The organism is Streptomyces purpureus (assembly GCF_014648195.1).
GTDB lineage: Bacteria > Actinomycetota > Actinomycetes > Streptomycetales > Streptomycetaceae > Streptomyces > Streptomyces purpureus.
The window spans coordinates 218,350-232,937 of sequence record NZ_BMQQ01000009.1 but is presented as its reverse complement, the minus strand read 5'-3'; the positions used below and the strand labels follow the sequence as shown (position 1 = coordinate 232,937).

The following is a 14,588-nucleotide window of genomic DNA, read 5'->3' as shown; positions in this document are numbered from 1 at the left end:
TGTCCTGGTTGACCCAGTTCCGCAGTCCCTCGGGGCTGACGCCGATGTCCCGGGCGATCTCGGTGACCGTCTTGCACGACGAGTACACCAGAGCCACCGCGTCGCACTTGAACTCGGGCGTGTACCGCTTGCTCGTATTGCTCTTCTTGCTCACTACCTGGAACTGCTTCCTCCGGGACCGTCCGTCCCAGTATCAGGCTGTCCGGGCAGCGGGGGGAACTTCACGCCGGGCATGTCCCGTGACAGCAACTTCGCGGTCGGGGCGGCGATGGTCGGGCTCACGCACACGGATGTCGTACTGGCGATGCTTCATGAGGCCCTGGCCCGGCCGCCGTACGATGTTCCCCTGCCCACTCCCGTGTTCTCCAGCACCACGGTGACGCGGGAGTGAGTATCCCCTCGTAGCGTGGAGCCCGTGATTGCAGTCGCGCGCCCAGAATCGTCCTGTACGTCCACTCACGCCCAGCGTCCCCCCGCGCGACCGCGAACCGCGCCAGCGCCTCATCGTCCGAGAACGCACAGATGCACCGCACCCCGTTGAAATCCGCGGTCCACAGACTCCCGTAGTCGTCGAACGGCACCAGCACGGCAGTACGCCGGAATTCGCCGAGCAACCGCGCAAACTCCCGCCGCGCGGCCGCTACCTCGCCGGCCGATTTCCCATCCGGTACGGTCCCCGTCGGCGCAGGCTGGGCCACCGGCACCTTCAGCTGCTTCAGCTGCAGCTGGTACTTCGGAACCGGCACTTCCCCCAACTCGCTCAGATTCGAAAGCCGTTGAGGCTTCGATATGTCGTCCCCGTTCGCATTCACTCGCGCATGCTGCCACGCGACCATTTCCGGGAGCAACGCCGGGTTTAGGCATCATCGAGTGCTGAGGCGATTGGCTGGGCCCCAGGGCTCAGCCGATCAGGGCGGCCAGGGCCAGGAGTAGTACGGCCGTTACGTAGGCGAGGACCGCCGCGTGGACGCAGCGGAGTTTGGCCACGGCGATGCGGCTCACGGCGTGGAGTTCGGCGGCGAGACCGGTCATGGGGTCCTCCGCCGTCGCCGCTAGGGCGGCGGTCAGGGCCGCGCCGCCGCCGGTGCGGTGAATGTGGCCGAAGTAGGCGATGGGGTGGCCCGGGCTCCAGTCGGCGCGCAGCTGGCGGGGGGTGACCGCGGCCAGCAGGAGGAGCAGCGCGAAGAGCCAGCCCGCGCAGGCCGTCCACCACAGGATCTCGGCAGGCCAGCTCAGCCGGCCCGGCTGCCAGTGCGCTCCGGTGAGCGCCCCGGCGGCCACGGCTCCGGTGGTGCCGGCCACGGTCAGCAGGCCGAAGGCCTTCACGTCGGCCTGGGAGACCTCCCGCCGGGTCTCGTCGAGGAGCCGTACGGCCAGCTCGGCCGCGGGTGTGGGCACGGGAGCGGTCATGGGGTGCCTCCGGTCGGGTCCGGCGCGGCCGCGAGGGCGGCGCGCAGCGGTGCGGCGTGTTCTTCGAGTGCGGGGTCGGCAGCCGTGAGGGCGTCCAGGACAGTCGCGAGCCGTACGCGGTCGGGGCGGTCCGGGACGAGCCGGGCGACCTGGTCGCGGGCGCGGGGATACCGCAGGGTGGCGGCGAGTGCGGTGATCAGATGCGGCTCGTTGGTCCGGTCGTACAGGGCCTTGTGCCAGATCGCGCGGGCCTCGCGCCTGGTCCGCTCAGGGAACGGGAGATCGGCGTCGAGGAGTACCTCGAACAGCAGGGGCTCGGCGTCCGGATAGTCGTCCAGCGTGCAGGCATGAGCCCGGCACAGGACCTCCAGGGCGACCTGCTGCCGCCGGGCCTCGGGGTGGGTGACCCACTCGTGCACCCGGGCGACGATGGCGGCGACACCCTCGGGGTCCGCCGTCACACCGAGTTCGGACAGGACGTACCCGGCGGTGCCGTGCAGACTCGCCTCCGTCACCGCCCCGTCCTCGTCCGGCTCGTGCTCCTCCGGCCATATCAGCGGCTCCAGCAGGTCGAGCACCTCCCCATGGCGGGTTCCGTCGAACCACTGGAGGGTGATCAGCGCCGCCCAGCGGTAGTGCGAACCGCGTTCGGGAAACTCCCGCAACAGCTCCAGGACCTGGGTGCCCCTCGCTTGGTCGCCCCCCACGGCCAGCCCCAGCGCGTTCGCCGCGACCGCGGCCGTCGACTCGTTCTCGCTCCCGGCCCAGTCGACGAGCATCGGCCGGGCCACCCCGCGCAGATCCAGGGCGGTCAGCACCCCCAGGCCGTCCATCAGGGCGGTCTCGGCGGGGTCGAGAAGATGGAACGGCACGGCGGGGTTCTCCCCCAGCGGCACCAGTCCGCCCAGCCACTCCTTGAGCGGGCCCCGCACCACCGGGTGCTCGAACCAGAGCTGCGACAGCACATGGAGGACGTCGTCCGGGTCGCGGAAGGCGACCAGCTCCCTGGGGTGGCCCTCCCACTGCGTGCCCTCGGCCGGGATCAGCTCCGCGTGGGCCAGGCCGAGCAGCCGGGGCAGCCGGTCCGGGTCGAAGAGGGTGCCGCGTGGTTCCGGGCGGCCGCGTTCCTTCGCGTACAGCAGCTCGGCGAGCTGATCGCCGCACTCGACGAGCAGCGGGTAAGGCGCCGGGCCGAGGAAGGCGAGCGCGATGAGGAACGCCTTGTCCCAGAGCGAGACATGGGAGTTGCCCAAGGCGTCCGCGACCCTCCTGCGGTCGGTACGGATCGCGTAGGCGGCGAGCGCCGAGCGGGGGACGGTGCCGTGGTGGTGGCACGCCAGCATGGTGGCGTACTCCCGGCAGTCCCGCGGCCGGGGCGGTGAGTCGAGGAAGGCCTCGGTCTCCGGGAGCTGGAGCAGGCCCTGCCCGTGCCGGTGGTACGTGTCGTCGCCCAGCCGCAGCCGCAGATGCCGGCCGAGGACGACCTCAGGGGCGGCCGGCTCCCAGGCGACGCTGGGTACGTCGCTGAGGCGTACGCCGTAGTCGGTGACGATCACCGCGTACTGGTCGCGTTCGTGGAGCAGCGCGCCCAGCGCCTCCAGGGTGGTGCGGGTCAGCGGCTCGCCGTCCTTGGCCAGCGGCAGGACGAAGCCGCCGGGTCCGGAGTGGCGGGCCAGCTCGTCCATCGGGGCCGCGGTCTCCGGGAGCCGGAAGATCTCCCGGTCGGTGGCCTCGGACAGCAGCCGGATCGCCGCGGTCGTACGCCCGGTGCCCGGCTGCCCGCGCAGCACGGCGACGCGCTGCTCGTCGAGGACCTGCCGGGCGTGGCCGTGCCGGGGGCCGGGAGCGTACTCGCGCGCGACGGCCGCGATGCGTTCCTTGCTGATCGTGCCGGCGAGCAGGGGCAGGGCGTCGGCACTCTGGACGTACGTGGTGTGGGTGTAACCGCCGTGGTAGACGTTCCCGATGGTGTTGCGGCCGCCGTGGATGTCCTGAAGGGTCAGGGCGGCGCGCGGGCCGCGCTCGGTGCGGCGGCCCCGGCCGGCGGCGCGGCCGCCGGGGTCCCTCTCGTCCGACGCCATGTCAGTCCTCCGGGCCCGCGTCGCCGTGGTGTACGGCGCCGTGGAAGACGTTGCCGATGATGTTGTCGCCGCCGTGGATGTCCCGGACGGTGACGGTGGCGGCGGTCGTCCCGCGCCACGGCTCCGCGTGGGAGGGGACGGCGGCGGCGGGTTTCTCGCCGTACAGCCAGCCCAGCAAGGTCTCGTCACGGCTTCGCACGAGGATCTGGTGGAAGCGCTCGCGCCGGATGCCCTTGTGGTCGGGGCGGACGGCCTCGTCGTAGACGGCCTGGGAGACGCAGAGCGCGAAGGCGTCCTCGGGCCGCTCGCGCAGCCGCCGCTTCAGCGGGTCGCTGCCGAGCAGGACGAAGGCGTCGTTGACCGCGAAGCCGAGGACGTCGTCCTTGCGGAACGTCACCGCGCCACGGTGCAGTACGAAGCGCTGGCGTACCGGCGGGCCGGGCGTGCGCCGGTTGTGGTCGTCGAGCTCGTCCGGCACGGTGACGAGCAGGGTCCGCAGCAGGACGGGCAGCGGTACCCGCGGGTCGACGGCGACGAGCGCGCCGTCGCCACGGTAGGCGATCACGCAGTGGTCCGGGCGGGCGCCGGCCGCGTCGAGCAGGGCGTACATCACCGTGTCGAGGGCCTCGCTCACCGCGGTCAGCCCTTTGTCGTTGCGGGACTTGGAGTCCTCGGTGTCGATCAGCAGCAGATCCCGTCGGGCGTCCGCCTCATCCGTGTGCACAGTGCCTCCTTGAGCGTTCCTCCTCATCGTCGGTCGGCCGCGAGGGGGCGACAATGTCAGATGGCGTGTTCAACACGGGCAGTCCGGGCCGCCGTTGGGGCCCCGGGGCGGGAGGTCATGGCGATGACGACCGGGACGACCGGCGGGAATCCGGACAGCTATCTGGCCCGGCTGCGCGGGGCGGAGCTCGACCAGGTGCTGCGGCTCGGCACACCGGCCTCGAAGGAGCCGGGCGAACTGCTGCTGCGTGAGGAGGAGGAGTCCCGCCATGTGCTGCTGATCCTGGACGGCTGGGTCAAGGTCGCCCTGCCGGACTCGGACGGCCGGGGTGTGCTGCTGTCCTTGCGCGGACCGGGCTCGGTCGTCGGCGAACTGGCCGCGATCGACGGGCATCCCCGGCTCGCCCGGGTGACGGCGGGCAGCCGGGTGCGGCTGCGGGTGATAACCCGCGAGGCCTTCCTGCGCCATCTGGAGTCGGCGCCCGGCGCTGCGCTCGCCCTGCTCGGCGTGGTCGCCGACCGGTTGCGCGCCTCGGACCGGAGCAGGCTGCGTACGGCGGTACGGGACACCCCGGACCGGCTCGCCGCGCTCCTGCTCGAACTGCTCGCGTACGGATCGGGGCAGGGCCCGGTGCCGACGCGGACGCCACCGGTCGGGCTGACCCAGACCGAACTGGCCGACGCGCTCGGGGTGTCGCCCCGCACGGCGGCCCGGGCGCTGCGCACGCTCCGCGAGGAGGGTGCGGTGGAAACCCGTCGCCGGGCGGTGGTCGTCCTGTCCCCGGCGAAGCTGGCCGCACGGGCGGCGGGCGGCCGCTGACGGGGGGGGGCGGCGGGCGGACGGCGCCGTCAGGCGCCGTCAGGCCTCTCGACGAGGTTGGGCCTGTGGGCCCAATCAGGCCAGGGCGGCTGCGGCCAGGCCCGTTCAGGCCGAGCCGAACCCGGCTGACATGAGGCCCTGTCGAGGACCATGCCGTGTCGCGATCAGACCTGCCTGAAGTCACGCCCGCTGCGGCCGGGCCGCCGGGGCCAGAGCCGATGCAGCAGGCCCCCGGCAAACCCGCTGCGGCCAGACCCGCCTGACGTCACGACCGCTCAGGCCGGAGCCACCGCCGCCAGACCGCCTGCCGCCAAGCCCCCCAGCCTCACGCCTTGTTGAGGTGCGTCCAGAACTCGTCCCACGTCAGCTTGCCGTCGCCGTTGCCGTCCTGGGCGTTGATGACGGCCTGCGCCACCGGCTCGGTGACGTGGAAGTCGCCCAGCTGCGCCATGACGCTCTTGTACTCCGCGGCCGTGATCTGACCGTCGCCGTCCACGTCGAACCGCTCGAACGCCTTGCGTGCCGACTCGATGTCCGCCACTGCATCCACCCCTGTGTTCTCTGGTGCCCTTGTTGACGGGAGTCAGATTATCGGTGCGCTCGTGGCGCCCCGCATCGTGGTTCGATCGGCCCTCGCCGGGCCATACCGTTCACCCTTCCGTAACACGGAAAGCATATTTCGCGCCACGGAAAGTCAAGTTCCGGCCAAACAGAGCGCATTGCTCTCGTCACTCTCCGGCGCCACACGTAGCTTCATGCCGTCGTCGCCACACCAGGAGCACAGGGCTCCCAGGGACAAGCGACGCGAGGGCGATCACTCAGTGACTCTCATCGAAGACACCTTCACGGTCCGGCCCTTCACCCCCCTCTGCAACATCATCTGGGGCGAGGGCGATCACGTACTCATCGGCGTCTCGCCGGGCAACAGTTACTTCAACGCCGCCCGGATCGCCGAGCTGACCCGCTGGGCCACCCGGCGCTTCACCGCGGTGGACTTCGTCTATGCCGACCTGCACGTCGCGGAGATGTTCGCGGCGCTCGGCCATGACGAGGAGCACGCGGCGCGGCGGGCGGCCAAGGAGCTCAAGGCGGTGCGCCGAAGGGTGGTGGCCGGGGTGGAGGCGGCCGGGCCACCAGGCGTGCCGATCCGGGTGCGGGCTCTCTCCGAGTTCGCCGCCAACCCGGTCTACACCCTGCTGCACCGCCGCGTACGTCACTTCCTGGCCACGGACGCCGAGTTCCGCAAGGGCTGCGACGCCATGGTCGACACCTTCCTCGCCCCCAAGGTCGCGGGCGGCGCCCCGGTCACCGAGCGGCAGCGGACCGCCTGCCTCGACTACATCGCCGCCGAACTCCCCTTCTTCCTGGACACCCCGGGCATCCTCGACGTGCCCTCCTCCGTCTCCTGCTACCACCAGCTGATACCGCTGACCGAGCTGCTCTACGCCAAGGGCGGCGGTCTGCGCGCCGCCCGGAACCAGGGCTACGCCGTCGTCTGCCCCGCCGAAGGGAGCACCGGCCATGACCGTCGAGCCGCTTGAGACCCTGGAGTTCCCGCTGTCGCGGCGTGGCGACGTAATGCCGGCCGAGTGCGCGGCCCTGCGCGAGAAGGCCCCGGTGGCCCGGGTGCGTACCCTGACCGGCGACTCGGCGTGGCTGGTGAGCAGCCACGCGCTGGCCAAACAGGTCCTGGAGGACGAGCGGTTCAGCCTGCGGCACACGGCGTCCGAGGGGGTGCCGAGGCAGTACGCGCTGACGATCCCGCCCGAGGTCGTCAACAACATGGGGAACATCAACAGTGCGGGGCTGCGCAGCGCGGTGATGAAGGCGCTCAACCCACGCGCCGACGGACTGACCGAGTGGCTGCGCGCGACGGCGGACGAGCTCATCGACGCGCTGTTGACCGAGGGCCCGCCGGCCGACTTCCGGGCGGGGTTCGCCGACCCCTTCTCGGCGGCGCTGCACTGCCGGGTGATCGGGGTGCCGTTCGGCGAGTGGCGGCGGCTGATGTCCGGTCTGGACATCGCCTTCATGACCAGCGCCGAGCCCTTCGACGGGTCGCGGGTGAACTGGTACAAGGACGTCGACCTGATGGTCCGCCGGCTGAACGCCCCGCCGGAGCGGCGCTCCGGTCTGCTGGGCGCGCTCGCCGCCCTGCGCGAGGAGCGTGAGTCGGCGCATCTGACGGACGAGATGCTCGCCACGGTCGCGGTCTCGCTCTTCGGCGCGGGCGCGGTCTCCACGTCCTCGTTCCTGGTCCTGGCGGTGCTCGCGCTGCTTCAGCACCCCGAGCTGATCGGGTACCTGCGCGAGCACCCGGAGCGGATGGACCGGGCGGTGGAGGAGCTGCTGCGCTGGAACCTGTCCATCGGTGACGGTCTGCCGCGGATCGCGCTGGAGGACGTACGCCTCGGGGAGACGCTGGTCCGCAAGGGCGAGCTGGTGCTCGTACTGGTGGAGGCGGCCAACTTCGACCCGGCCGTCTTCAAGGATCCGGAGCGCCTGGACCTGGCGCGTGAGGACAATCCGCACCTGTCGTTCGGCGCGGGGCGGCACTTCTGCCCGGCCACCGCGCTGGGGCGGGCCCATGCGGCGACCGCGCTCGCGGCGCTGGTGGAGCGGATGCCGGAGCTGAGGCTCGCGGTGCCGCCGGAGCAGCTGGTGTGGCGTACGGGCTTCATCAAGCGGCTGCCGGAACGGCTGCCGGTGTTGTGGTGACCGGCCCGTGAGGAGGCGGCCCCCGGTGTGCGTGCGCCCGGGGGCCGTCCGCCGTGGCGGCCCAAAGCAAGTTTCAGCGGAAGACGCCGGTGTGGCCGAGGGAGTAGCGGCCGGGCTGCGGGTAGACCGCGAGGCCGTGGGGGCCGCCGCCGACGGGGATCCGGGCGAGCTGCTTCCCGGTCGTGGTGTCGATGGCGTACACCTCGGAGTCGTAGCGGCCGGACAGCCACAGCACCTTGCCGTCCGACGAGACGCCGCCCATGTCCGGGGAGCCGCCGTCGGGCAGCCACCACTTCTTGGCCAGCTTGTTCTGGGCGAAGTCGAAGACGGAGATGGAGCCCTCGCCGCGGTTGGGGACGTACATCTCCTTGGAGTCGCGGGAGATGTAGAGACCGTGGCAGCCCTTGCCGGTCGGCAGGAGCTTGGGCTCGGTGAACTTCTCGCCGTCCAGGACCCACATGCCGTGGGCCATCATGTCCGCGATGTAGAAGGTCTTGCCGTCGGGCGAGATCTTCACGTCCTGCGGCATGGCGCCCTCGAAGGGCAGCTTCTGCTGGCCGATGACCTTCATCTTCTCGGTGTCGACCTTGAGGAGTTCGCCGGAGAACTCGCAGGAGACGATGAAGTACTTGCCGTCGGCGGAGAAGTCGGCGTGGTTGACGCCGTAGCAGGAGACCGGCTCGGTGTGGACGCGGTCCATGGTGTGCGGGTCCCGGAAGACCAGCTCGCGGTCGAGGGAGGCCATGACGATCGCGTGCTTGCCGTTGGGCGTGAAGTAGAGGTTGTACGGGTCGTGCACCTCGACGGGCTTGCCGGCGACGCCGGTGGCCGGGTCGATCGGGGTGAGGGTGTGGCCGCGGTTGTTGTTCACCCAGAGCGTCTTCAGGTCCCAGGAGGGGACGACGTGCTGCGGCTGGATGCCGACCGGGATGGTCTCGACGACCTTGTACGTGGCCGGGTCGATCACCGAGACCGTGTTGGAGTTGGTGTTGGGGACGTAGACCCGGGACGGGAAGCCCTTGACCACCGGGGAGAGGTTGCCTGGGCGGTTGGCGGAGTAGATGTCCTTGGGGTCGAGGACGGGCGGCATGCCGGGGAGCCCGGGTGGCGTGGCCGGCTTCTTCTTCGTCACGCCGGGCGGCGCGGCGCCCTTCGTGCTGCTGTCCGTCGCCCGGTCCGAGGAGGTCCCGCAGCCGGCGAGGGCGGCGAGCAGCGCGGCGGCGAGCAGGATCGTCGATCGCTTGGTCAGGTGCAGCATCAGGTCAGCAGCTCCGTGGTGGTCACCGCGCGCAGACCGCGGCGGTCGAGTTCGTCGAGCAGGGCGGGCAGGGCGGCGACCGTGTCCGCGTAGCCGAAGTGCAGGCTCACCACCGATCCGTTGCGGATCTGCCGGGTGACCGTGCGCAGGACGGCGGGGGCGCCGGGCGAGGTGAAGTCGAGCGAGTCGACGTCGTACGACAGGACGTGCGGGTAGCCGGCCCGCTGGGCGAGCCGCTGGACGAGCGGGGAGGCAGCCTTGGCGCGGGAGGGCCGGAACCACGTGCCGATGGAGCCGGTGAGCCGCCGCAGCCGGGTCGCGCAGGTGGTGATCTCGGCGTAGGCCTCGTCCTCGGCCATGGCGTTGATGTCGAGGTGGCGCTGGGTGTGGTTGCCCAGCTCGTGCCCGCCGTCCAGGATGCGGCGGGCCATGGCGGGGTGCTCGTCGAGCCAGCTGCCGACGGCGAGGACGGTCAGGCGGGCGCCGCCGCGTTCGGCCTCGGCGAGCAGCGCGCGGGCGGTGGCGGGGTCGCCGCCGCCGTGGAAGGTGAGCGCGACCCGTGGGCGGCTGGTGGGTCCGTGGGTGATCTGCGCGGGCCGTCCGGGGAAGCGCCGGGGCCCAGGGGCCGGGGCGGGCGCCGGTGGGGTGGTCTCGGGCGCGGCGGGGACCGGTGGGGAGTCGTGGCCGGCGCAGGCGGTGGTGAGGGCTCCCGCGACGGCGGCGGCAGCGCCCATCCGCAGTGCGCCGCGGCGGTCGGTCAGGATCACGCGACCATTTAAGGGGGATAAAGACTGGTTCGGGGTGATTGACCCTCTTGGCGCCCTTTCGGGTCGCGGGGGCTCCGCTCTAGATCACGAGCGTCGAAACAATCAGCGCGCCCCATATTTATTCATAGTTTATGAGGCCAGTGGCTCACCTCACCTACGATTCACTGGTTAACTGTGGCGCTATGGTCTGATTTGCCCAGGTAGGCTCTTTTGGCGGCAAGGCCCCCGTCTGCCATAGTCGGAGACACGACCCCCATTGACCCGGGTTCAGGTCGCCCGAGCACCGTGGATACACCCCCCCGATCCGCGGCGCTCCATACACAGAAGCCCCCGCACGGGGGCTTCTGTGTATCAGCGGTCGGTCACGCGCATCTCGAACCAGGTGGTCTTCCCGCGCGGCAGCAGGTCCACGCCCCAGCGGTCGGAGAGCTTGTCGACGAGGAAGAGGCCACGGCCGCTGGTGTCCAGCTCACCCACCGGCATCAGGCAGGGCAGCCCCCGGGAGGGGTCGCGCACCTCGATCCTGATCCAGCCGCGGCGGCGGAGCATACGCAGCCCGAAGACCCGGGCGCCGGTGTGCCGGACGGCGTTGCCGACGAGTTCGGAGACGAGCAGCACGGTGTGCTCGGCCACCTGGGGGCCGAGCCCCCACTGGCGCAGGACCACGCACTGGGCGAGGCGGCGGGCGGTGGCGGCGGACTCGGGCCGGGACGGCAGCCGCACCTCACCCTCGACCGGATTGCCGAACAACTCGAGTACTTTCAGCGCCTGTTCGTCGTCGACGGCCGGCGCCCACCGCGCGGCCGTAGCGCCGCCACGCTGCCGCGGTTGCTCCATGTCCTCCAGGCCCGCCATGCCCCCATCATGGCTGCCCAAAGGGGCCCACGGGGCCGTTCCCGGGGAATCGGTCCCCCGGAGCTGACGGCCCCGGAGGCGTCGATCGGCATATGCCTGCGGCATGCAAATGGCCTCGCACCCATGCCCACCTGCGATGACACCGCGCGCACGGACGATCACGGATGATCACCGGTCGCGACGGCTTAAGGCTGCCTTAAGGCGTGGCTAAACCACCCACATGGTTGACGCGGAGCAACTCGGGGTTGATCAGAGGAATTTGGCCTTCCCCGGGCCCTCCTCCACGAAGCTGCGCATTCCGCGCTCCCGGTCCTCCGTCGCGAACAGCCCGGCGAACCAGTTGCGTTCGATGGTCAGGCCGGTGTCGATGTCGGTCTCCAGACCGGCGTCCACCGACTCCTTGGCCGCCCGCAGGGCGAGGGCCGGGCCCTGGGCGAGCCGGGCGGCCCAGGCGCGGGCCTGCTCGTACACCTCGTCCGCGGGGACGACCCGGTCGACCAGGCCGAGCGCCAGGGCCTCGTCCGCCTTGACCATACGGCCGGTGAAGATGAGGTCCTTGGCCTTGGAGGGGCCGATGAGGCGGGACAGACGCTGGGTGCCACCCGCGCCGGGGATCAGGCCGAGGAGGATCTCCGGCTGGCCGAGCTTGGCGCCCTCGGCGGCGATCCGGAAGTCGGCGCAGAGCGCGAGCTCGCAGCCGCCGCCGAGGGCGTATCCGGTGACCGCCGCGACGACCGGCTTGGGGATGCGAGCCACGGCGGTGAAGGAGTCCTGGAGGGCCTTGGAGCGCAGCACCATGGCCGTGTGGTCCATGTCCTGCATCTCCTTGATGTCCGCGCCGGCCGCGAACACCTTCTCGCCGCCGTACAGAATCACCGCGCGGACGTCGTCCCGGCGGGTCGCCTCCTCGGCGAGCTCGCGCAGCCGGTCCTGGGTCGCGATGTCGAGCGCGTTCATCGGCGGGCGGTCCAGGCGGATCGTGCCGACACCTTCGGAGACTTCGAGAGAAACGGTCATGGGGGCAGGTTAGCCCTCGTTAACGCGCGGGGGCCCGGTGCTGTCGGTCACAGCACCGGGCCCCCGCGCGGAACGCTTACTTGATCCACTCCGACCAGGGCATGTTCCAGCCGTTCAGGCCGTTGTCCGGCTTGATCTTCTTGTCCTTGGAGTTCTTCACGACCACGACGTCACCGATGATCGAGTTGTTGTAGAACCAGGCGGCCGGCGTCCCGCCGTTGCCCGCCCCTCGCACGTCCCGCAGACCGACGCAGCCGTGGCTGACGTTGGCCGAGCCGAAGGTGCCGCTCGAGGCCCAGTAGTTGCCGTGGACGAAGGTGCCCGAGGTCGACAGACGCATCGCGTGCGGCACGTCCTTGATGTCGTACTCGCCCCCGAAGCCGACGGTGGCGCCGTTCATCCGGGTCACCTTGTACTTCTCGCTGATGACCATCTCGCCGTTGTACGTCGTCGTGGACGGCGCGCCCGCGGTGATCGGGATCGTACGGATCGTCTTGCCGTCCCGGACGACCTTCATGGTCTTCTCGCTCGCGTCCACGGTGGAGACCTGGCTGCGGCCGATGGTGAAGCTGATCTTCTTCTTCTGCTTGCCGTAGACGCCGGGGCGGCCCTCGACGCCGTCCAGGTTGAGCTCCACGGTCACCTTGGTGCCCGCGGCCCAGTACTTCTCCGGGCGGAAGTCGAGGCGGTCGTTGCCGAACCAGTGGCCCTCGATCTGCACGGCCGGCACGGCCGTCACCTTGATGGCGTTCTCCACGGCCTGCGGGTCGGTGATGCCGCGGGTGAAGTTGATGGAGACCGGCATGCCGACGCCGACGGTCTGGCCGTCCTCGGGCGTGTAGTGGCCGATGAAGGTGTTCTTCGGGACGAGCGTGGTGAAGGTGGTGTCCTTCGCCGACTCACGGCCCTCGGCGTCCTTGGCGACCGCGTGCACCTTGTACTTGGTGCCGGCGGACAGGTGCCGTACGGGCTCCCAGCTGGCGCCGCCCGCGCCCATCTTGCCCTCGACGGCGTTGCCCTTCGAGTCGGTGACGGTGACCGTGGTCAGCGCGCCCTGGGCGGCGGTCACCTTGAGGGCGCCGCTGGTGGCGACCGACTCCGCGCCGTCCTTCGGGGAGACCGTCACCACGGCCTGGGAGGCGGAGTTCTCGGCGGCGGCGCCGCCCTCCTTCTTCCCCCCGCCGTTCTTGCCACTGCCCGCGGCGTCGCCGCCGCCGCAGGCCGTCACCAGGAGCAGCAGCGCCCCCAGTACCAGAGCCAGCAGACCGGTGCCCCCGCGCCGCCTGCCGCCCACCCCTGCCGATGCTCCCGATATCGGCTGCCCGTTCACGATGTCCGTCTCCCCTCGCACGGCCAGGCAACGCCATGGCCCGCACCCCCGCGCACTCCTCTCGCACGCACGGCGATAGATAATCACACCGCGGACAGCTCGCGTTCACCGCGAATGTCACCGTTCAGTCCCAACTTGTCCGGGACGGACGGGGTGCCACGGGCGGGGTCCAAGGGGCGCGGGGGGCGTCGGGGCGGGGGTCAGCCCAGGGCGGATCCGGCCTTCCACTGGGTCCAGTCCAGGTTCCAGCCCCCGAGGCCGTTGTCCGGAGCGACCTTCTGGTCATGGGAATTGACCACCTCGACCACGTCGCCGACCAGGGTCCGGTCGAAGAACCAGCCCGCCGGGGTGTCGGGGCTGCCGCCCTTCTCGTCGCGCAGGCCGACACAGCCGTGGCTGACGTTGGCCTTGCCGAAGGTGGCGGGGTCGGCCCAGTAGTTGCCGTGCAGGAAGGTCCCGGAGGCGGTGAGCCGCATCGCGTGCGGCACGTCCTTGATGTCGTACTCGCCCTGTCCGTCCTTCTTCTTGAAGCCGACCGTGGCGCCGTTCATCCGGGTGACGTCGAACAGTTCGGTCACCACCATCCTGCCGTTGTACGTGGTCGTCTTCGGCGCCCCGGCCGTGATGGGCAGGGTGCTCACCAGCTTTCCGTCGCGGCGCACCTCCATGGTGTGGGCGGCCGCGTCGACGAGGGAGACCTGGGAGCGGCCGACCTTGAAGCCGACGGTCTTGCGCTGGATGCCGTACACCCCCTTGGCGCCCTCCACATCACGCAGCGCCAGGTCGACGGTGACCTCGGTGCCGGGCCGCCAGTACTCCTCGGGGCGGAAGTCGAGCCGGTCCTTGCCGAACCAGTGGCCCTTGATCTCCACCGGCGGGTCGGAGGTGACACGGATGGCGCGCTCGACCGCGGCGCGGTTGTCGATCTGCCGGTTGAAGGTGAATGAAACGATCATGCCGGTGCCGACGATCGAACGGTTCTCCGGTTTGAAGTAGCCGATGAACCTCTCCTCCGGCACGAAGGTGGTGAAGGTGGTGTGCCGGGCCGAACGGCGGCCGTGGGCATCCAGGGCGACCGCGTCGACGCTGTACTTGGCGGCCAGCGCGAGCCTCGCCCCCTCGGCGGGCCGCCAGCGCAGCCCGTCCTCGCTGATGTCGCCGGGGACCTCCGCGCGCTGGGCGTCCTCGACCTGGACCACCTTGACCCGTTCGAGGCGGCCGCTGGGTACCCTGATCTCGACGGGGCCGTCCGCCGGAACGTTCTTGGTGCCGTCCTCGGGGGTGACCCGGATGATGTCGCCGGGCGCCCGGGCCTTGCCGGGCAGGCCGAGGGTCCCGCGGCCGCCAGGCGCGTCGTCGCCACCACCGTCACCGCCTCCGGTGCAGCCGGCCAGGGAGGCCGTCAGGGCGGCCACCGCGAAAGCCAGGACCACACCGGTGCGCGTCCGCTTCAGTACGTGTCTCACGCGTGGCCCAACGACCACCACCCTCCAGGGGAAACGTGCGTGCGGGTCATGTTGGGAGTGGACCACTCCGGGCAGAACAGGTGGAGGACCATGTGCGGGGAGCCACGGCCGGGACGCCGTCGGCGCCCGCGGCACACAGGGCC

At 71.0% G+C, this 14,588-nt stretch carries 15 protein-coding genes and 1 pseudogene; 4 read left to right on the top strand and 12 right to left on the bottom strand.

The genetic code is table 11. The features are described 5' to 3' along the window. On the bottom strand, positions 1-154 hold a 154-nt coding region (locus tag IEZ01_RS36050; RefSeq protein WP_189202012.1), incomplete at its 3' end, for a transposase. Positions 155-232: 78 nt separating this feature from the next. Between IEZ01_RS36050 and IEZ01_RS14715 the strand changes: the two genes are divergently transcribed. Continuing rightward, entirely contained in the window at positions 233-391 is a 159-nt protein-coding gene (locus IEZ01_RS14715; protein ID WP_229832954.1) for a hypothetical protein, read from the top strand. A 31-nt stretch (positions 392-422) separates the two neighbouring features. Here the strand turns inward: IEZ01_RS14715 and IEZ01_RS36045 are convergent. From IEZ01_RS36045 to IEZ01_RS14700, 4 genes and pseudogenes are all read right to left on the bottom strand, one after another. Beyond that, a pseudogene (locus IEZ01_RS36045) lies at positions 423-812 on the bottom strand (SseB family protein); the annotation flags it as partial. 88 nt (positions 813-900) lie between these two features. Next, the gene (locus tag IEZ01_RS14710) at positions 901-1,410 is read right to left on the bottom strand and encodes a Pycsar system effector family protein (RefSeq protein WP_019889614.1); all 510 of its coding nucleotides are present in this window, start codon (positions 1,408-1,410) and stop codon (positions 901-903) included. Further along, on the bottom strand, positions 1,407-3,491 hold the full coding sequence (locus tag IEZ01_RS14705) for a hypothetical protein (protein ID WP_189202009.1): 2,085 nt from the start codon (positions 3,489-3,491) through the stop codon (positions 1,407-1,409). Before IEZ01_RS14705 ends, IEZ01_RS14710 begins: the two co-directional genes overlap by 4 nt. A 1-nt stretch (position 3,492) precedes the next feature. Continuing rightward, entirely contained in the window at positions 3,493-4,215 is a 723-nt protein-coding gene (locus IEZ01_RS14700; protein ID WP_189202007.1) for a hypothetical protein, read from the bottom strand. A 123-nt stretch (positions 4,216-4,338) separates the two neighbouring features. On the opposite strand from IEZ01_RS14700, the gene IEZ01_RS14695 reads away from it, so the two are divergent. Continuing rightward, positions 4,339-5,034 (top strand): Crp/Fnr family transcriptional regulator, encoded by a 696-nt coding sequence (locus IEZ01_RS14695; protein ID WP_189202005.1) that lies wholly within the window; start codon positions 4,339-4,341, stop codon positions 5,032-5,034. Between the two features lie 325 nt (positions 5,035-5,359). On the opposite strand, the gene IEZ01_RS14690 is transcribed toward IEZ01_RS14695, so the two are convergent. Further along, the gene (locus IEZ01_RS14690) at positions 5,360-5,575 is read right to left on the bottom strand and encodes an EF-hand domain-containing protein (RefSeq protein ID WP_019889610.1); all 216 of its coding nucleotides are present in this window, start codon (positions 5,573-5,575) and stop codon (positions 5,360-5,362) included. A gap of 280 nt (positions 5,576-5,855) precedes the next feature. On the opposite strand from IEZ01_RS14690, the gene IEZ01_RS14685 reads away from it, so the two are divergent. Together IEZ01_RS14685 and IEZ01_RS14680 are read left to right on the top strand one after the other, a co-directional pair. Further along, positions 5,856-6,575, top strand: a complete 720-nt coding sequence (locus tag IEZ01_RS14685) for a cyclodityrosine synthase (RefSeq protein WP_189202003.1) — start codon at positions 5,856-5,858, stop codon at positions 6,573-6,575. Further along, a complete protein-coding gene (locus IEZ01_RS14680) occupies positions 6,556-7,752 on the top strand; it encodes a cytochrome P450 (RefSeq protein ID WP_189202001.1) in 1,197 nt (398 codons plus the stop codon). Before IEZ01_RS14685 ends, IEZ01_RS14680 begins: the two co-directional genes overlap by 20 nt. A gap of 73 nt (positions 7,753-7,825) precedes the next feature. On the opposite strand, the gene IEZ01_RS14675 is transcribed toward IEZ01_RS14680, so the two are convergent. The 6 genes from IEZ01_RS14675 to IEZ01_RS14650 form a co-directional block, all read right to left on the bottom strand. Next, entirely contained in the window at positions 7,826-9,010 is a 1,185-nt protein-coding gene (locus IEZ01_RS14675) for a YncE family protein (protein ID WP_189201998.1), read from the bottom strand. Then, the gene (locus IEZ01_RS14670) at positions 9,010-9,744 is read right to left on the bottom strand and encodes a polysaccharide deacetylase family protein (RefSeq protein WP_373287612.1); all 735 of its coding nucleotides are present in this window, start codon (positions 9,742-9,744) and stop codon (positions 9,010-9,012) included. Before IEZ01_RS14670 ends, IEZ01_RS14675 begins: the two co-directional genes overlap by 1 nt. A 384-nt stretch (positions 9,745-10,128) precedes the next feature. Next, entirely contained in the window at positions 10,129-10,632 is a 504-nt protein-coding gene (locus tag IEZ01_RS14665) for an ATP-binding protein (protein ID WP_019889605.1), read from the bottom strand. 249 nt (positions 10,633-10,881) lie between these two features. Then, the gene (locus tag IEZ01_RS14660; protein ID WP_019889604.1) at positions 10,882-11,649 is read right to left on the bottom strand and encodes an enoyl-CoA hydratase/isomerase family protein; all 768 of its coding nucleotides are present in this window, start codon (positions 11,647-11,649) and stop codon (positions 10,882-10,884) included. 76 nt (positions 11,650-11,725) lie between these two features. After that, a complete protein-coding gene (locus IEZ01_RS14655; protein ID WP_189201992.1) occupies positions 11,726-12,979 on the bottom strand; it encodes a L,D-transpeptidase in 1,254 nt (417 codons plus the stop codon). A gap of 200 nt (positions 12,980-13,179) precedes the next feature. Beyond that, entirely contained in the window at positions 13,180-14,445 is a 1,266-nt protein-coding gene (locus IEZ01_RS14650; protein ID WP_189201991.1) for a L,D-transpeptidase, read from the bottom strand. Between the last annotated feature and the right edge of the window lie 143 nt (positions 14,446-14,588).